This is a genomic window from Microbulbifer epialgicus (assembly GCF_041447265.1).
Taxonomy (GTDB): domain Bacteria; phylum Pseudomonadota; class Gammaproteobacteria; order Pseudomonadales; family Cellvibrionaceae; genus Microbulbifer; species Microbulbifer epialgicus.
Genome location: NZ_JBGMEK010000004.1, coordinates 172135 through 190804, shown reverse-complemented (window position 1 = coordinate 190804; position 18670 = coordinate 172135). Strand labels below are relative to the sequence as shown.

Below are 18670 nucleotides of genomic sequence, written 5' to 3'. Positions count from 1 at the left end.
TCGGTGCCAAAAAAGCTGGTTTGTTGGTACTGATCGGTGTCCGTGAGCATCATTATCCTTGAGCATTTCGACCAGAAATTTGGATCAGAATAGCGAAAACTGGTCGAAATGGCTATGTCATATATCCACGTAGTCCTAGTGCCACAAGGTCTGGAGACTTTTTTCAGGGTCGACTATTTACTTTGTGATGGGGGTTCTTTAAATCCTGGGATTGGCTATTTTTGACCGATTTCTAGGTGATCTTGCTTGTGATTGATCTTGGGTTGATATTGAAAGTACCTTGAGATTATTTTTGAAATTTAATCTTTTTACAGTGTGTTTTCAGGGGGTGATTGCCAATTTCTCAATAATCGAGAGTCGAATAAGAAATATAATGGGCTGGCGGTAAGCGCCTTCGCTCCAAAGATTTCCATAAAGATCAGGATCTCTTATCACATAGTTGGTAAATTCTTTCTCTGATCCAGATATGTGCGGGGCTGTAATGGGTGCGCTCATGCCATGCCATTATTTTGCTGAAACCGGGGATCTCGAATGGCAGCGTAATAGTGGCAAGGCCGTCAATGCCACAGATCAGTCTTTTCGGTATCACCGCACATAGTTCACAGTTTTTCAGTATCTCTATCAAAGATAAAAAGCTGGGTACTGAAATGGTAACCTGCCTATGTCTGCCCATGGAATTCAGAACGGTATCGGTTACTCCGTGAAATGTATTGCCGGAAAAGGAAACAATACCGTGTTTCAGGCTGCAGAACTCATCCAACGTCAGCGTGTTCTTATGTGCATGAGGATGGCCGCTGGCCATAATGCAGGTATAGTCTTCCTTGAATAGCGTTTTTGCTCGTAGCTCTTTGTGGACCGAGTCGGGTGTGGTTATCGCCAGGTCCAATTGGCCCCGCTCCATCAGGGCAAAGGTTTGTGAGTCATTGATCGGTTGAATGGAGATTCTAATATTTGGAGCTTCTTCTTGCAGGGCATAGATCAGCGGCGTAACAATGACCTTTAGCGCGTAGTCGGTAGCAGCAATAGAAAGCTTCATTGTGCTTTCCTTTGGATCAAAAGTCGTGGGCGCCAAAATGTCCTCTATTTCGCTCAGTATTTTTTTGACCGGGCCGGCCAGCTCCAGGGCGCGAGGGGTGGGGCTGATTCCATGTTGGGAGCGGATGAATAGCGGGTCGTTAAGACTACTGCGCAATCTGGTCAGCATACCACTCACGGCAGGTTGAGTGACAGAGAGGCGTTCCGCTGCCCGTGATACATTTCGCTCGTCCATTAGGATGTCAAAGGCTCTGAGCAGGTTTAGATCTATGTTTCTGATATTTATCATTGTCACTTGCTGCCACAGGTTTCCTAAATTTGAGGGGGTGCACTCAAGTGGTGGTGGGGCCTCGGCCTAGTGATTATATAAAGGCGGTTCTAAAGTGGCTTGCTATAGCTGTATCCCGATTTCAGCAAGTGGGCTCGCTCGGTGATGGTGGGGATATCAGGGTGAGGTTGAATTAGCAGTAAAAAGAAAAAGGGCTTATATCTTGCGATATAAGCCCTTTTTGTATGGCGCGCTCGGGAGGATTCGAACCTCCGACCGCCTGGTTCGTAGCCAGGTACTCTATCCAGCTGAGCTACGAGCGCGTTGTGGTTGCGAACTATAGTTGGTTGATCTTGCTAAGTCAACTGATTTTTCAGAAAAAATCTTTAAAAATCCGCAAGTTACCGAGCCCCTCCAACTTCTGGTAGCGTGCCATTGAAGCTCGATAGGGCGCGCATTCTGCCTTGTGGGCAGGGTGTTTGCAAGCCCTATTTTTAAAATAGCCGCTTCGTGGCTTGAGAGGGGCGCTCCTTGTAAACCGCATGGAAGTGGGAATCTTTTTCGCCCGTGCTGGCGGAGAACTATACTGATTGTTCCACCGCAATGCGGCAGCAACCCCAGCAGTTTGAGGCTGCCCATCCATATTAGCGAGACCCTATGCCAATGGCAGATGACCAGGACAAGGGGCAGAAGCTGCCGCCAGAGGAGCCGCAATCTCCCCTGTCGGGCAAACCTTTGCAGCAGAGCCCCCTTAGCTGCCTGCAGTATGTGATCCTGATCTTTCTGGTCATTATGACCCTTCAATACTGTTCCAATGGGCAACTGGGCTCTGCCAGGGAAGCCTTAGCTTACAGTGATTTTAAAAAAGCAGTAGGTGAAGGTAAGGTCGCGAGTGTGGTTTTTGCAGGTGATCGCATTACCGGGACTTACAAGACACAGACTGGTGAGCACAGTGCTGAGCAAAGAGAGAGAAGGCAGCGCGAGCCTCACCACTTCACCACTATCTTGCCCTCGGTGCAAGACCCTGACTTATTGCCGCTATTGGAGAAGCAGGGGGTGGAAATCCAGGCGGAATCACCCCAGGGGGGCTACTTGCAACGACTGCTTATTCTCCTTTTGCCCTGGATCTTGATTATCGGTCTGTTGATCTGGCTCGGTCGTCGTATGCAGGAACGGATGAGTGGAGCAGCACCTGGCAGCCCTTTCGGATTCGCACGCTCTCCAGCCAAGCGCTTTGAACGGAGCAAGTCACTTGTGAGTTTTGATGATGTTGCGGGCCTCAGTAACGCCAAGAAAGACCTGCAGGAGATTGCAGGCTACCTTAAGGACCCAGAACACTATCGTAAGCTCGGGGCAAAAATACCCAAAGGCATACTCCTTATGGGCCCACCTGGCACCGGCAAGACGTTAATGGCCAAAGCCCTTGCTGGCGAGAGTGAGGCGCCTTTTTTCAGTATCAGCGGCTCGGAATTTATTGAGATGTTCGTGGGCGTAGGGGCATCGCGTGTACGGGATATGTTTGCGGAAGCCAAGAAAGAGGCCCCCGCGATCATCTTCATTGATGAAATTGATTCGGTTGGGCGAGCGCGGGGAACAGGCCTGGGGGGCGGTCACGATGAGCGTGAGCAAACACTTAACCAGATACTGGGGGAAATGGACGGTTTCGATCCTCAGGAGGCGGTGGTTGTAGTTGCAGCGACCAATCGACCAGATGTCCTCGATGCAGCGCTCCTCCGCCCTGGACGTTTTGATCGCAAAATCACCTTGGATCTGCCAGATAAGATTGCCCGCGAGGAAATTCTGCAGATTCACTCCCGTGAGGTCCCCCTACAAGGTGAGGTTGACCTCGAGCACCTGGCCGCCCTTACGGCAGGCTTTGCTGGCGCCGACTTGGAAAACCTGATCAATGAAGCTGCACTTTTGGCTGGACGGGAAAACAAGACTGCGGTTGATATGGACTGCCTCCTGCGGGCCAGGGACAAAGTTGTGCTCGGTGGTGAACGGGAAATGGTGATGGGGGAGGAGGATAGGCGAACGGTTGCCTATCATGAGGCTGGCCATGCCTTGGTCGCCACCTTGCTCCCCAATGCTGATCCACTGGAGAAGGCGACTATTATTCCTCGAGGTCATAGCCTTGGAGCAACGGAGCAAATCCCCGCGGAGGAGCATCATAATATGCGAACCAGTTACCTGCAGGATCGTATCGGAGTGATGCTGGGGGGGAGGCTGGCTGAGCGAGTGGTTTTCAATGAAGTTAGCACAGGGGCTGAGTCGGACTTGAAGCAGGCCACGCGCTTGGCCCGACACATGGTTACTCATTGGGGGATGAGTGAAAAATTGGGGCCTGTGGCTTTTCGCCGCGGAGAGGAACATATATTCCTGGGCAGGGAGATGGCTCAGCAGAAAGATTTTAGCGAGCACACTTCTGAAATTATTGATGACGAAATTATTGCCCTGGTAAGCGGCATAGAACGAAAAGTCGAACAACTCTTGAGGGGGCATCGCCAGCAACTCGATGCTCTGGCCGAGGCATTGATGAAAAGGGAAACCCTGGATGGGGAAGAAATTCATAAAATTATTGCGCGAGCTTGAAGCTCAAATTCCGCCACATACTAATTAATCAAAAATTTCCTTATAAAATTCACCAAGAAGGTTTGGACTTGGTGGTCAAAAATTAATTTCACTCCATATAACGTTTTAAATAATTTGGGAGGTCGCACTTTTAATGGGATGTTCATAAGTACCAGTTGTGACTTTTCTTCCTCTCTTTGTTGCGAATGATATTTTGACTGTTCGGTCTTATTGATTAATATCAATTGGATTTAGTTAAAGAAAACTTTTTGAGCCCGGTTTGTATTTTTTTAAGGTTGCTGGTAGAGGTAGCGGATTTTTAGTTTTGACGACCAATATATGACAAAAATCTGATGGTATTCTCCCTTGTTTTGCAATTTTTTTGTTCGTTGCTTTTTGAGTTCTTCTGCTGAGGGCGAACTTTCCAGACTAATTGAGTTATTTTTATCGTTATCCACGATAAATAGACTTTCACCTGACGTTGTGACCTTGTAACCTGTCAGTGTCACAGAAATCACGCGAACTCTGTGTCTCTTTATCAGCACGGTCTTTGATCGGAGTCTCGTTAAAGTCGGAATCTCATTCAGAGAATAGAGCAGCGAGACCAAGTAGTACCGATTGCGATAAGTCCGTTGTTGTAGATAAAAAAAATAAAACAATGGAGAGAAAACATGGGAAGTCCGTCAAGACTTAAGCAGCATTCTGCTCTGCTTTCCGCCTGTTCAGTAGCAACTCTTTGGTTAGCCAGTGGTGCAATCCCTAGTTTTGCCGCTGAGGGTTCGGTTAGTACTCTTATGGAAGAGGTGCAAGTCACCGCACGTAAACGCGCCGATGCGGAGATATTGCAGGAAGTTCCGGTAGCGGCAACTGCCTACTCCGGCGACCAGCTGGAGGCCTTGCATACTAAAGATCTGCAAAGCCTTTCGTTCAAAATGCCCAACGTTCAGTTGGAGGATGTGGGCACCGTCAAAAATACCGCGAATTTTACTGTGCGTGGGCTTGGAATTAACAGCTCCATTCCATCTATTGACCCCACAGTGGGTGTTTTTGTTGATGGAATGTACCTGGGGGTCAATGCGGGTGTTGTTACCGACCTGTTTGACCTGGAGGGTATCGAGGTTTTACGGGGTCCGCAGGGGCTACTGTTTGGCCGCAATGTGACTGGTGGTGCCGTGGTGATTAAGAGTGCTCGCCCTACAGATGAGTTCTCCTCTCGGATCAAAGTTTCTTTAACTGACAATCTGGATACGGTAACTGCCGGCTCCATCAACGGGGCTATCTCAGATTCAGTTAATGGCCGTTTGACGGTCTATCACAATAATGATCGTGGCTGGTTCGAGAATGTGGCAACAGGCAATGATAATGCCGGAGCCTCCGACAGTTGGTTTATTCGTCCAAGCTTTAGTATCCAGTTGGACGAGACCGCGGAGTTACTGGTGCGCATGGAGCACGGACGCCTGGATTCCGATGGCGTGGTGGCGCAAAACCGCGGCTACGAATCGACCATGGTTCGAACTTTAGAGGGGCCACAGTTCGCACCAAGTGCGCCCATATTTGCTGCAGCATTTGGCGTAGATGATTGGGATAACGGCAAAAATTCATTTGAAGTGGCGCAGGATGACGAGGGCTACCAGAAAGATGAGTGGAGCCAGATAATTACCGAGTTTAACAAAGATGTGGCCTTTGGCGATGGCACCATCACCAATATACTCGCCTGGCGTGAGTACGAGGCCCGTGGTATTGGAGATATTGATTCTCTACCGGTTACTCTTTTCCATGCAGATTCCAGTGTGGACCAGAGCCAGCTTAGTAATGAGCTTCGTTATGCTGGGCGTTTTGGCCGCACGGCCCTGACCACCGGAGTTTACTGGTTCAGTCAGGATATAACTTATCTTGAAAACAGACTGTTAGAGTTTGGTCGAACTAGTATAACGGGGGGAGGAGAGCAGGATCACAGTACCTATGGCATCTTTGCCCAGGCAGATATTGACCTGAATGAAGCCTGGGTACTGACCTTGGGTGGACGCTATTCGAGCGAAGAAAAAGATGCAAAAATTGCCTCAATTCCATTGAATTTCTGCACTCTGGATGGTTGTGCGGCCTATGACTTTGAGGACAGCCAGAGCTGGAATGCCTTTACGCCAAAGGTTGGACTACAGTGGACTGTATCTGAAGATACCCATCTCTATACGTTCTGGACCAAGGGCTTCCGCAGTGGTGGTTACAACTTCCGTAACGCAGGTATTAATCCTAGTACCGCTAGGCCCTATACCCCACAGGTAACTGATCAGGAAGAGCAAAGTAGCTTTGAGATTGGTGCCAAGGTAGATTGGCTGGATGGACGTTTGCGTACCAATATGGCGGTTTTCCATAACACCATTGATGATATGCAGAGGGAGGAAAACCTGCCTGACCCATATACTGGTGTTGCGCAGATAATCCGTAACACCGCCGATGCCACTATTCGGGGGGCTGAGTTGGAGGCCATGGCGGTACTGACCGAGAATTTGCTGTTTACTTTTAATATCGGCTATGTGGATGGTGACTACGATAAAGTACTGGGAGATCTCAATGGGGATGGTGTTGTAGATGGCACTGACCTTGGTCTTGAGATTCCTCGCCTAGCTCCATGGACTTATGGTGTCGGATTTGTCCATGATCTGCAGTTAGGCGCCTATGGTAGTTTGACCTCCCGCGTTAACTTTAATCATCGGGATGCGGCGCCTTATACCGATGATAATCGCGGAATGTTGTCCGAAGTCGATATGCTGGACTTCAGTATTGGCTATACCCCGGATAGTGGCAGTTTCACTGTCTCCATGTTTGGTAAGAATATGCTGGATGAAGTGACAGAGGGTAACAATACTCAGCTACCGTCTATTATGGGAGGGGTTGGTGCGAGCTTTACTCCGCTCAATAAAGGGCGTGTTATTGGGCTTGAGGCTCTCTACGAATTTTAATTAAAGAGATATTCCCCTGATAAGATTTTATTGTCAAGCTCAGGGGGGAACTAACTGGCGGCTGTGCCGCTTCTGCGAAATACCAATAGGTGCATTGCGGGAGCGGCTTCAGCCGCTGTTATTTTTATGGTCTATAAACCCACCCGTCGTTCACTTAAAGCTCTTACTAGCGAGAGTGAGACGTCTCTTTTTGGTATCAGCGGCTCGGAATTATCTGCAGAAGCCAAGAAAGAGGCTCCCGCGATCATCCTCATTGATGAAAAGGGAAATCCTAGATGGGGAAAAGATCCATAAGATCTTTGCGCGAGTTTGAAACCCAAATTCTGCTATGTACTAATTATTCATAAATTTATTTAAAAAATACACAAAAAGAAGTTTGGATTTGGTGGTGCAAAAATAATTTCACTCCATCGAGTGTTTAAAGTAAGTCGGGAAGCTGCGCTCTCTATGGAATACCCAAAAGTGTCATTTGTGACTTTTCTTCCTCTCTCGACTGTAAATGATACCTCGACAAACCGACCTTAATGGTTAATGTCAATTGAATTTATTTGAAAGAATTTTTTAATTCCGCTTTGTAGTTTTTTTAAGGCTGCTGGCTGCTGATACGTGTAGTGGAGGTTCAGTTTTGATGGTTACCAATATATGGCAAAAGATCTTGGTCGTATTTTCCCTTGTTTTGTAAGTTTTTGCTTTTGAGTATCGAGTTGATTTTGCACTGATATGGTGCGTTTTTCAGTTTTCTATTCGTTACCTTTTAAATTATTCTACTGAGGGCGGGCATTCCAGACTAATTGAGTTATTTTTATCGTTATCCACGATAAATAGTCTTACACTCGATGTTGTGAGTCTGTAACCTGTCAGTGTTTCAGAAATCACGCGAACTCAGTGTCTCTTTATCAGCACGGTCTTTGATCGGAGTCTCGGTAAAGTCGGAATCTCATGTAGTGGGTAGAGCACGACGCCAGGTAGTGCCGATTGTGATAAGTCCGTTGTTGTAGATAAAAAAATAAAACAATGGAGAGAAAACATGGGAAGTCCGTCAAGTCTCAAGCAGCACTCTGCTCTGCTTTCTGCCTGTTCAGTCGTAACCCTTTGGTTGGCCAGTGGGGCAACCCCTAGCTTTGCTGCTGAAGGCTCGGTCGGTACTCTGATGGAAGAGGTTCAGGTCACCGCACGTAAGCGTGCAGATGCGGAGGTTTTGCAAGATGTGCCTGTAGCAGCCACAGCCTATTCTGGCGACCAATTAGAGGCACTACAAACTAAGGATCTGCAGAGTCTTTCGTTCAAAATGCCCAATGTTCAGTTGGATGATGTGGGCACAGTAAAAAACTCCGCGAGCTTTACTATTCGCGGTCTCGGCGTAAACAGCACCATTCCAACCATTGATCCCACTGTAGGGGTTTTTGTGGACGGTATGTACATGGGCATTAATGCCGGTGTTGTAACGGACCTGTTTGATTTGGAGGGCATTGAGATTTTACGTGGCCCGCAGGGACTGTTGTTTGGGCGAAATGTAACCGGTGGCGCGGTAGTCATTAAAAACTCGCGCCCCACTGAAGAATTCTCTTCCAGATTCAAAGTTTCTTTGACTGATAATTTTGACACTACTGCCGCAGGTTCTATCAATGGAGCTATTACAGACTCGGTAAATGGCCGCTTGACGGTGTATCACCATAATGACCGCGGTTGGTTTGAGAATGTGGCCACTGGCAACGATAACGCCGGGGCTTCTGATAACTGGTTTATTCGTCCGAGTTTTAGTATTCAGCTAAATGATACCGCAGAGCTACTGGTGCGTATGGAGCACGGACGTATGGACTCAGATGCGGCGGTAGCGCAGAACCGAGGTAGTGAACACTATATTGTTGATCATGGGGGTATTCCTATTGTCTACCCGAGTGCCACCCAGATTGCAGAATCATTGGAGATTTACAACTGGGATAATTCAGAGGATTCCTTTGAAGTGGCTCAGGATGAAGAGGGTAGTCAAAAGGATGAATGGAGCCAGGTCATCACTGAGTTTAATAAGGATGTCGCTTTTGGTAGTGGCACTATTACTAACATACTGGCATGGCGTGAATTTGATGCGCAGGGTTTAGGGGATGTCGATGCATTGCCTCTCCCTTTATTTCATGCGGAATCCAGCTTAGAACAAAGCCAGGTCAGTAATGAATTACGCTATGCAGGTCGGTTTGGCCCCACTGCCCTGACCAGCGGGCTCTATTGGTTTAGCCAGGATCTGTCTGCCCTTGAAAGACGGATTTTGAACGGTGGCAAAAAGATAATAGGGGGTGGGGGGAAGCAGGATCACAGCACTTATGGCATTTTTGCCCAGGCAGATATCGACTTGAATGAGGCCTGGGTATTGACGCTGGGTGGGCGTTATTCTATCGAGGAAAAAGACACCAAAATAGCTTCCGTACCTTTGAATTTTTGTACGATGAATGGCTGTGCTGCCTACGATTTTGAAGATAGTGAAAGCTGGAATGCCTTCACTCCGAAGGTAGGGTTGCAGTGGAGTGTATCTAATGATACCCAGTTGTATACCTTCTGGACTAAAGGGTTCCGCAGTGGTGGTTATAACTTCCGTAATGCCGGAGTTGACCCGAGTACTCAGAAGCCTTATCCCCCACAGGCAACAGAGCAAGAGGAGCAAAACAGTTTCGAAATTGGGGCCAAGGTGGATTGGCTGGATGGGCGTCTGCGCACCAATATGGCGGTATTTCACAACACTATCGATGATATGCAGCGGGAGATAAACCTACCTGATTATCATACCGGAGTTGCACAAATTATTCGCAATACTGCTGATACCACTATCCGCGGTGCTGAATTAGAGGCAATGGCAGCCCTTACCGAGAGTTTGCTATTTACCTTTAATGTTGGCTACGTGGATGGTGACTACGATAAGGTACTGGGCGATATCAGTGGCGATGGTGTGGTGGATGACACTGATCTTGGCCTGAATATACCCCGCTTGGCGTCCTGGACTTACGGTGTTGGCCTGGTTCATGACCTGCAGCTCATTTCCTACGGGACCATTACTTCCCGAGTGAACTTTAATCACCGGGATACGTCGCCATATACTGATGATAACCAGCGCTGGCTGTCAGAAGCTGATATGTTGGATTTCAGTATCGGCTATACACCAGATAGCGCTAGCTTCACTGTTTCCATGTTCGGCAAAAATATACTGAATGAGGTTACCGAGGGTAACAACACTCGGTTGCCACCTATTATGGGAGGGGTAGGTGCGAGTTTTACCCCAATTAACAAGGGGCGGATACTGGGTTTAGAGTTTATTTATGAGCTTTAACTCTGCATATCCCTAATTGTTTGTAAAGAAGACCGGGTGTGGGTATGGGTACTGCGTACCAGTATCTTGAGGTGTATTCACGGTGTACCCTGCGAGATGTATACTTTTTCCTAGTCGTAAGCTTGGCTTTTATCGTTGGGCTTAAGGATCAAAGCGGCCTGAGTCCTTCCCTCAAGGTATTTATACTTTGCAGGGTTGGGCGTGGCCGCTTTTGTTTTTACTGCGTATAAATTTGGCCGCAGTCAATTTTTAAGTTCAGTACTTTTGTACTAGCCATCATAATAGACTGGATAAAAAGTGGTTGGGAAATCCCTAGTTGTTTCAGCAAAGAGCGTTTTGACAGGAGTGGATAATGCGTGCAATTGATCTGCCAAAATACGGCGGCCCGGAGGTGATGCAGGTGGCAGATTTACCAAAGCCAGAGCCGGCTGCAGATGAGGTGCTAATCAAGGTGGCAGCCTCCGGGATAAACCGGCCCGATATTGTGCAGCGTCAAGGTTTTTATCCCCCACCGCCCGGGGCTTCTCCTATCCTCGGGCTTGAAGTTGCCGGTGAAATAGTGGCTGTTGGAGAAGAGGTAAAACGCTGGAAATTGGGCGATAAAGTTTGCGCCCTGACTAATGGTGGTGGCTACGCGGAATATGTGACAGCGCCCGAGGGACAATGCCTGCCGATCCCTGCAGGTTTATCCGAGATTGAGGCGGCGGCTTTGCCTGAAACGTTTTTTACTGTTTGGAGCAATGTTTTTGACAGGGCCAAGCTACAAAATAACGAAATCCTATTGGTGCATGGAGGCTCCTCGGGCATCGGCACTACCGCTATTCAGCTTGCCTCTCAGTTAGGTGCTCGAGTTTTTGCAACTGCCGGCTCAGCAGAAAAGTGTAAGGCTTGTGAAAACCTTGGCGCCGAAAAGGCAATTAACTATCGTGAAGAGGATTTTGTAGAGATTGTAAAGAAAGCTACCGAAAATCACGGTGCCGATGTGATTCTGGATATGGTCGGCGGAGAATACGTAGACCGTAATATCCGTGTGGCCGCTTATGATGGCCGGATCGTAAACATTGCCTATCTTCAGGGTGCCAGTGTCGAAGTTAATATGTTGCCGGTGATGCTCAAGCGCCTGACTCTGGCTGGCTCTACTCTGAGAGCCCGCTCGGCAGCAGTGAAAGCGGAAATTGCCCGTTCACTGGAGTCTAAGGCTTGGCCATTAATTGAAGCTGGAAAAGTACGTCCACAGGTAGCGGCTGAGTTTACTCTCGAACAAGTGGCCGAGGCGCATCGCCTGCTGGAATCTGGCAAGCTTATTGGAAAAATTGTATTAAAGGTTTAAAAAGTTAATTTAAAGTTGCCCTTTTCCCTTTAGGGTGGCGATACCTTTACAATTGATCCTTCGGGTGTATTTTGGGGGGAGCAAAAATCTTCCGATGATTGATTTAGTGGCGAAGTGATTGTGACTTCGTCACTCATCATCTCTACATAAGCCTTGTAAAGATTACTGATATTACGCACATACTGCACCGGCTCTGAGCCACGGACATAGCCATACCGCGCTCTTTTAAAATACTGAGGTTGGGCCAGCTTCAGCATTGCCACTTCCACATTGTCGAACCAGACATCGGGGTCCAGCCCCAGTTGTTTGGCGAGGCGTTGCGCGTCCAGTAGGTGGCCATAGCCAGCATTGTAGGAAGCTAGGGTAAACCATAGCTTATTTACCGTGGGTAGTGAGGGATTAAATCTGTCCCTTACCCAATCCATATATTTTACGCCTGCTTTAATCCCTCTCTCTGGCTCGAAAAGCGGTGGTGGGAAGCCCATTTCCTCTGCGGTCGCCGGCATAACCTGCATCAGGCCCTGTGCTCCAACAGGGGAAACTGCTTTCGGGTTAAAATTACTCTCCTGCCACATTTGCGCAACGATCATACGCCAGTCAAATTCATATTTAAATGCAGACTCTTTTACCAAATCATCGTAAGGGGACAAGTTTCCCCCAGGCATTATTCTTGTGCTTACCCTCTGCATAAAGCGCTTATTAGGCTCGAAATAAGCGGCATACTGTTTTTTGTATTGAGCTGTTTTTTGGTAACTCTGCAAAAACTTGTTGAGATTTTTCAGCAGGTGCCAATTCTGTCGGAGCACCAGCCATCCTTGAGGTTGAGGATCCCCAATCAAGGCGCCGAGCACTAGATTCGGTTGTACTGAGGCTTCAATTTTTGCACGGCCCGAGTCGACAATGGTGGCATCAACCAGTCCATCAGCGATCAGTGACAAAATCTGTGACTGGGACATATCCGGCGGAGCAACTCGGACATCGACATCGATTCCAGCATCACGCAAGGTTTCTGCTGTTTCTATAAAGGATGAATAGGCACGCAGAGTCAGTTTTCGGCCATTCAAGTCTTGAATTTGCTTTACAGGAGGATATCCCTTACCACTTACGACCTGATCTTCGGCTTCTAGAAAAGGTATGGTGAACACCATGCCTTGGGCTTCGTAAGCTGAGGTGATATTGAGCTCAGCTCCGGCAAAATCTCCCCGACCAGCTCGCAGCCAGTCCGCTAGGTTTTCCTCATAGGGCACTACAATAACTTGTAATTGAAGCTTATGCTTGTCCGCAAAAGCTTTGGCCAAGTCATAGTCGAACCCCATGAGAAGTCCTTTCCACAAAAAATAAGTGGTTGGACCGTTGTAGGTAAGCAGGCGGATAACGCCGGATTTTTTAATGCCTTTCCAATCAGTAATACGCTCTTCCTGCCCTTTTACCAGGTTGCGGGTGAGAAAATTGTCGACGGTAGACTGTAGTTGCTTGTTGGGTTTTCGCATCCCCCAGGCGATATTTTGCATGTCGCTGACTACGGCGCCGATGCGCACGTCATCTCTGTAATTACGTAGATCTTCCGCTGAAAAATCTTCTAGAATGGCAACCTGATTGTCATTTTGGTTGAGCATATCTATGAGCCCATCCCTATTTCCAAGAATGCTCAGTTCTTTTACCGTCAGGTTGGCATCTGGGTTGTCCGCGGCTAGACGTTCTGCGGTTTCAATATTCGCAGTGCCTTCGGGAACAATAAGTTCCACATTCTTTAGCTTGTTTACATCGCTGATATCCGGACCACCGGCACCGGTAATTAGTAATAGACGGGATTGGCGGATAGGAATACTGAAGTCGATAATTTCTTTACGTGAATCGGTTACGGTGAGATTGTAGGCAATGACATCCGCCTCACCGGCTATAAGCATCTCGATAGCCTCATTGGGATTTTTTGCCTTGATCCATTTGGCCTCGATTTTTAATTGGTCGGCAAGCTTGTTCGCCAAATCGAAGTGGCGCAGGCTCACAACGCTGTCGCGGGGCAGCATGTTTTCTGATGCTCCGGTTAGATTGACGAAGCGAATGGTGCCACGCTTTTTAATGTCTCTCAGGTCACCGGTTTCGATATAGTTGACCTGTTGTTCTTTTGCCGCTTTGATTAGGGAGCTGATTCCCCCCTTTTCTCCTTCGGTAGTTTTTGAACTCACAGCGGCCTGCCCCGGGCCTTCCAAACCGGTTTCGGAGTCTTTCTTGTCGCAACCCGCAAATACGAGTATCAGCACCGAAAGGAATATCAATCCCCACAAATAAGGGTTAACAGCATTATGACCACAAGTCATAGATCGCTCCAAAAGCTCTCTACCTGTGGATTATAGTGTCGCGCCCCTGCTGCTCATTTGACGGTCACCGGGTTCAGTTTTTTATGGTTTCTACCCTTGCAGAAAAGTTCCCACGGGCCAGCTGCACATCAATTTTTTGGTCAATTTTCAGAGCGTGGCTATCTTTAATTGCCTTGCCTTCGGAGTCTATGGCGATAGCGTAGCCCCGCTGGAGAACTGCGAGAGGGCTCACATTGTTGAGTAATTGTGCCAAGTGGCTGAGTCTCTCTGCATTCTGTTTGAGGAGAAGTTCGGAGTTACGTTGCAAGCTGGAGTGCGCTAAATGTAACTGTTCGCGCTTCTCCTGGATTCGACGCTGTGGCTGGCAGTGAGCGAAGGTTCGCAGAGCCGTCGTAAGCTGTGTACGACACTGTTGAATTTGCAACTGGCCGGCGGCGAGCAGACGCATTTCTAGGTGATCCAGGCGCTGTGTGCGATTTTGTAACTGTTCACGGGGGTGGCGCAGGCGGTTGCGATGTAGCATAACCTGCTGCTGCAAGTGGCGAAGTTGATGCTGTATCGCCTTATACAAGCGGAGCTTGCCATTGTCCAAGCGTTGAAATAACTCTGCGGCGTTGGCACTAGCGATTTCCGCTGCAGCCGATGGGGTTGGTGCGCGTAGATCAGCAATTAAGTCTGAGACTGTGGTGTCAGTCTCGTGGCCCACGGCGGAAATTGTAGGGGTGGGGCAGGACGCCAACGCACGAGCCACAATTTCTTCATTAAAGGGCCACAGGTCCTCTAGGGAACCACCGCCGCGGCCGACAATTAATAGATCGTGACGCCCACTGCGCCCGGCTTTCTCGATAGCCGTGGCAATCTGTTCTGCGGCACCCTGGCCCTGCACTGTCACTGGCCACAGGTCCACTTGCGCAGCCGGGTGACGTCGGCCCAATACGTGAATCATATCGCGGATGGCTGCACCTGTTGGGGATGTGACAATGCCGATATTGGAAGGCAGATAGGGCAGGGTGCGCTTGCGTGCGGGATCGAATAATCCTTCGGCTTGAAGTTTTGCCTTGAGCTGCTCCAGCTGACGCATCAGCGCGCCAAAACCAGCTTCCTCCATATGCTCCACAATTAGCTGGAATTCGCCACGCCCCTCATACAGGCTCACCCTGGCTCGGATCAGCACTTCGCGACCATTTTGCGGGCGGAAGGTCACACTGCGATTGCGGCCTCGGAACATGGCACAGCGTACCTGGGCGCGGGCATCCTTGAGGCTAAAATACCAGTGACCGGAGCTGGGTATAGTGAAATTTGAAATCTCCCCGCTAATCCACAGGAGGGGCACGTTGCTCTCCAATAGGTGTTTTACCTCCCGGTTCAAATCGCTAACCGACAGGACGCTGCGCTTTGCGGTGGGGGCTGGGGAGCTGGGCTGCATCGGTATTTCTCACTAAAAAACTGGCGGAGCAATATTGCAGTATCGTCGGAACAGGTAAAGGGATTTACTCGATAAATCCATCTTTCTGCAAATTGTCGTTTGCGATTTTTGTGCTGAGGGGTATAATCGCGCCGATACCCATTCCCGCCCATTCGAGGTTTGAGTGTCAACAATGTCTGAATCCAATCTGCGCATCGCGCGCGAAGCCCTCACGTTTGACGATGTCCTACTTGTGCCCGGTTATTCCGAGGTGATTGCGAAGGATGTCAGCCTGAAAACCCAGCTGTCCCGTAACATTACCTTGAACATTCCGATTGTGTCCGCTGCCATGGATACTGTGACGGAAGCGCGCCTGGCTATTGCCCTGGCCCAGGAAGGTGGTATCGGTATCATCCACAAAAGCATGTCTATCGAAGAGCAGGCGCTCGCGGTACGAGCAGTAAAAAAATTCGAAGCCGGTGTGGTAAAGGACCCAATTACCATAGAGTCTGATGCCACAGTGCGCGAGCTGATCGCACTGACTACCCACCACAATATCTCCGGGGTTCCAGTAATGGATAGGGGTAACTTGGTCGGCATCGTTACCAGCCGGGATGTGCGCTTCCTTACCGACTTGGACGTGAGTGTGGCTAGTATCATGACTCCGAAGGAGCGCTTGGTAACAGCCCACGAAGACGCCTCCTCCGATGAAGTGCGCGAGCTGCTTCACAAGCACCGCATCGAAAAAGTGCTCGTTGTAAACGATAACTTTGAATTACGCGGATTGATTACTGTGAAGGACTTTAACAAGGCCGAACAGTATCCGAACTCTTGTAAAGACTCCGATGGTCGCCTGCGTGTTGGGGCTTCCGTTGGCACCAGTCCGGACACCGACGATCGTGTAGCGGCACTGGTAGAAGCTGGTGTAGATGTGTTGGTCGTCGATACCGCCCATGGTCACTCCCGCAATGTGATCGATCGGGTGCGTCGGATCAAGGAAATGCACCCCCAGGTGGATGTGATCGGCGGCAATATTGCGACTGGCGAAGCCGCTCGTGCATTGGTTGAAGCTGGTGCCGATGCAGTGAAGGTGGGAATCGGCCCCGGCTCTATTTGTACCACTCGAATCGTGACTGGTATCGGTGTGCCCCAGGTGACTGCAATTGCCGAGGTTTCCACTGCACTCGAAGGAACCGGTGTACCTATGATTGCCGATGGTGGTATCCGCTATTCCGGTGATATTTCCAAAGCGATTGTCGCCGGTGCTTCTTCTGTAATGATGGGCTCCATGTTTGCCGGAACCGAAGAGGCGCCGGGTGAAGTGGAGTTGTACCAGGGACGTACCTACAAATCCTATCGCGGTATGGGCTCCCTCGGTGCCATGGCGCGCACCCAGGGTTCTTCCGACCGCTACTTCCAGGATGCCAGCAAAGGTGCAGAAAAACTGGTGCCAGAGGGTATCGAAGGGCGCGTTCCTTATAAGGGGCCGCTATCCGCCATAGTGCACCAGATGCTGGGCGGCTTGCGCTCTGCCATGGGCTATACCGGCAGCGTGGATATCGAAACCATGCGCACCCGTCCGGAGTTTGTGCGGGTAACCGCCGCCGGCATGGGTGAGTCCCATGTGCACGATGTGCAGATTACCAAAGAAGCGCCTAACTACCCGGTGGGCGGACGCTAAGCCTTCTCCGGTGAACAACTTTCTGTATCGAGCCGCAAACGGACCTTTCAGGTCCGTTTGCCGTTATTTATTCTGTTAATGAGTCAATCATGAGCCAAGATATCCACTCCAGCCGAATTCTGATCCTCGACTTTGGGTCCCAGTACACCCAGTTGATTGCCCGCCGTGTGCGCGAGCTGGGTGTTTTCTCCGAAATTCGCGCCTTCGACATGAGCGAAGAAGAGATCCGTGAATATAACCCGAAAGGTATTATCCTGGCCGGTGGGCCTGAGTCTGTGCCGGAAGAGGGTTCCCCCCGTGCGCCGGAAGTGGTTTACAACCTGGGTGTACCGGTACTGGGTATTTGCTATGGCATGCAGACCATGGCACACCAGCTGGGCGGCGCAGTGCAGGGCAGCAATGTCCGTGAGTTTGGCTATGCCCAGGTAAAAGTTGAGGGCACTTCGAATCTGCTGCGCGATATCAAAGATCACCTCAACGATGAAGGTGAGGCGCTGCTGGATGTATGGATGAGCCACGGCGATAAAGTCGTGCAGGTGCCAGAAGGCTTTGAACTTCTGGCTTCCACTGATTCCTGCCCCATCGCCGGCATGTACTCCGCCGAAAAGAACTTCTTTGGTGTGCAGTTCCACCCGGAAGTTACCCATACCCTTCAGGGAATGCGTATCTATGAACACTTTGTTATCGATATATGTGGTTGTGAAAAGCTCTGGACCCCGGCCAATATTATCGAGGACTCCATCGCCAAAGTGCGAGATCAAGTGGGCGATGGCAAGGTATTGCTGGGTCTTTCCGGGGGTGTCGACAGCTCTGTTGTGGCCGCGCTGCTGCATAAGGCGATTGGCGATCAGCTGACCTGTGTTTTTGTGGACAACGGCCTGTTGCGCAAAAATGAGGGCGATCAGGTGATGCAAATGTTCGCCGAAAATATGGGCGTGCGAGTGGTTCGCGCCGATGCGGAAGAGGACTTCCTATCGCGTCTGGCGGGCGTGGATGAACCCGAAGCCAAGCGCAAGATTATCGGTAATACCTTTATCGAGATTTTCGATCGCGAAGCTTCCAAGCTGCAGGATGTGAAGTTCCTGGCCCAAGGCACTATTTATCCGGATGTAATTGAATCCGCCGCAGCCAAAACGGGCAAAGCCCATGTGATTAAGTCTCACCACAATGTGGGTGGCCTACCGGAAGATATGCAGTTTGATCTGGTAGAACCACTGCGCGAATTGTTTAAGGATGAAGTGCGTAAGATCGGCCTGGAGCTGGGTCTGCCCTACGATATGGTGTACCGCCATCCCTTCCCGGGACCGGGCCTGGGAGTACGTATTCTCGGCGAGGTAAAGAGAGAGTACGCCGATATCCTGCGTGAAGCAGATGCGATCTTTATCGAGGAGCTACATAAAGCCGACTGGTATCACAAAACCAGTCAGGCGTTTGTGGTGTTCCTACCGGTGAAATCTGTTGGCGTGGTGGGTGATGGCCGTCGCTACGAATATGTGGTGGCACTGCGCGCAGTGGAAACCGTGGACTTTATGACTGCGCGATGGGCGCACCTGCCTTACGAGCTGATTGAGAAGGTCTCCAATCGTATTATCAATGAGATAGAGCATATCTCCCGTGTAGCCTACGATGTCTCCAGTAAACCGCCGGCTACTATTGAATGGGAATGAGTCATTATTTTCGCGACTCTGGTTGGGGTGCTTGTCACCCCAGCCCAACTTTTCCCCCGCCAAGCGTCCCACTTTCCACAGCAGTGTCTCTTCTTTCTGTTTCGATCATTTACTCCGGG

The 18670-nt window shown here is 49.7% G+C and carries 9 protein-coding genes and 1 tRNA gene; 6 read left to right on the top strand and 4 right to left on the bottom strand.

The genetic code is table 11. The annotated features are described in order from the left end of the window. Nucleotides 1-418: 418 nt before the first annotated feature. Nucleotides 419-1324, bottom strand: coding sequence for a LysR family transcriptional regulator (locus ACCI49_RS03870; protein WP_371837659.1), 906 nt, complete (start codon nucleotides 1322-1324; stop codon nucleotides 419-421). Between the two features lie 225 nt (nucleotides 1325-1549). Beyond that, nucleotides 1550-1626, bottom strand: a tRNA-Arg gene (locus ACCI49_RS03865). A gap of 334 nt (nucleotides 1627-1960) precedes the next feature. Between ACCI49_RS03865 and ftsH the strand changes: the two genes are divergently transcribed. The 4 genes from ftsH (at nucleotide 1961) to ACCI49_RS03845 (ending at nucleotide 11480) form a co-directional block, all read left to right on the top strand. Then, nucleotides 1961-3895 (top strand): ATP-dependent zinc metalloprotease FtsH, encoded by a 1935-nt coding sequence (ftsH, locus tag ACCI49_RS03860; protein WP_371837658.1) that lies wholly within the window; start codon nucleotides 1961-1963, stop codon nucleotides 3893-3895. A gap of 650 nt (nucleotides 3896-4545) precedes the next feature. Continuing rightward, nucleotides 4546-6834, top strand: a complete 2289-nt coding sequence (locus ACCI49_RS03855; RefSeq protein WP_371837657.1) for a TonB-dependent receptor — start codon at nucleotides 4546-4548, stop codon at nucleotides 6832-6834. Between the two features lie 1027 nt (nucleotides 6835-7861). Continuing rightward, on the top strand, nucleotides 7862-10150 hold the full coding sequence (locus ACCI49_RS03850) for a TonB-dependent receptor (protein WP_371837656.1): 2289 nt from the start codon (nucleotides 7862-7864) through the stop codon (nucleotides 10148-10150). Between the two features lie 352 nt (nucleotides 10151-10502). After that, on the top strand, nucleotides 10503-11480 hold the full coding sequence (locus ACCI49_RS03845; RefSeq protein WP_371837655.1) for an NAD(P)H-quinone oxidoreductase: 978 nt from the start codon (nucleotides 10503-10505) through the stop codon (nucleotides 11478-11480). Nucleotides 11481-11509: 29 nt separating this feature from the next. Here the strand turns inward: ACCI49_RS03845 and ACCI49_RS03840 are convergent, their stop codons facing one another. Both ACCI49_RS03840 and xseA read right to left on the bottom strand, forming a co-directional pair. Beyond that, nucleotides 11510-13798: a transporter substrate-binding domain-containing protein gene (locus ACCI49_RS03840; RefSeq protein WP_371837654.1), complete on the bottom strand. Its 2289-nt coding sequence runs from the start codon at nucleotides 13796-13798 to the stop codon at nucleotides 11510-11512. Between the two features lie 73 nt (nucleotides 13799-13871). Next, nucleotides 13872-15224 (bottom strand): exodeoxyribonuclease VII large subunit, encoded by a 1353-nt coding sequence (gene xseA / locus ACCI49_RS03835; protein WP_371837653.1) that lies wholly within the window; start codon nucleotides 15222-15224, stop codon nucleotides 13872-13874. A gap of 172 nt (nucleotides 15225-15396) precedes the next feature. Between xseA and guaB the strand changes: the two genes are divergently transcribed. Together guaB and guaA are read left to right on the top strand one after the other, a co-directional pair. Beyond that, nucleotides 15397-16884: an IMP dehydrogenase gene (gene guaB, locus ACCI49_RS03830; protein WP_371837652.1), complete on the top strand. Its 1488-nt coding sequence runs from the start codon at nucleotides 15397-15399 to the stop codon at nucleotides 16882-16884. An 89-nt stretch (nucleotides 16885-16973) separates the two neighbouring features. Continuing rightward, nucleotides 16974-18551, top strand: coding sequence for a glutamine-hydrolyzing GMP synthase (gene guaA, locus ACCI49_RS03825; RefSeq protein WP_371837651.1), 1578 nt, complete (start codon nucleotides 16974-16976; stop codon nucleotides 18549-18551). Nucleotides 18552-18670 lie beyond the last annotated feature (119 nt).

Excerpts from the sequence above, each read along its gene's own strand:
- ACCI49_RS03845 (WP_371837655.1), top strand. The coding sequence starts at position 10,503 with ATGCGTGCAATTGATCTGCCAAAATACGGCGGCCCGGAGGTGATGCAG.
- ACCI49_RS03840 (WP_371837654.1), bottom strand. The coding sequence starts at position 13,798 with ATGACTTGTGGTCATAATGCTGTTAACCCTTATTTGTGGGGATTGATA.
- xseA (WP_371837653.1), bottom strand. The coding sequence starts at position 15,224 with ATGCAGCCCAGCTCCCCAGCCCCCACCGCAAAGCGCAGCGTCCTGTCG.
- ACCI49_RS03855 (WP_371837657.1), top strand. The coding sequence starts at position 4,546 with ATGGGAAGTCCGTCAAGACTTAAGCAGCATTCTGCTCTGCTTTCCGCC.
- guaB (WP_371837652.1), top strand. The coding sequence starts at position 15,397 with ATGTCTGAATCCAATCTGCGCATCGCGCGCGAAGCCCTCACGTTTGAC.
- guaA (WP_371837651.1), top strand. The coding sequence starts at position 16,974 with ATGAGCCAAGATATCCACTCCAGCCGAATTCTGATCCTCGACTTTGGG.
- ACCI49_RS03850 (WP_371837656.1), top strand. The coding sequence starts at position 7,862 with ATGGGAAGTCCGTCAAGTCTCAAGCAGCACTCTGCTCTGCTTTCTGCC.
- ACCI49_RS03870 (WP_371837659.1), bottom strand. The coding sequence starts at position 1,324 with ATGATAAATATCAGAAACATAGATCTAAACCTGCTCAGAGCCTTTGAC.
- ftsH (WP_371837658.1), top strand. The coding sequence starts at position 1,961 with ATGCCAATGGCAGATGACCAGGACAAGGGGCAGAAGCTGCCGCCAGAG.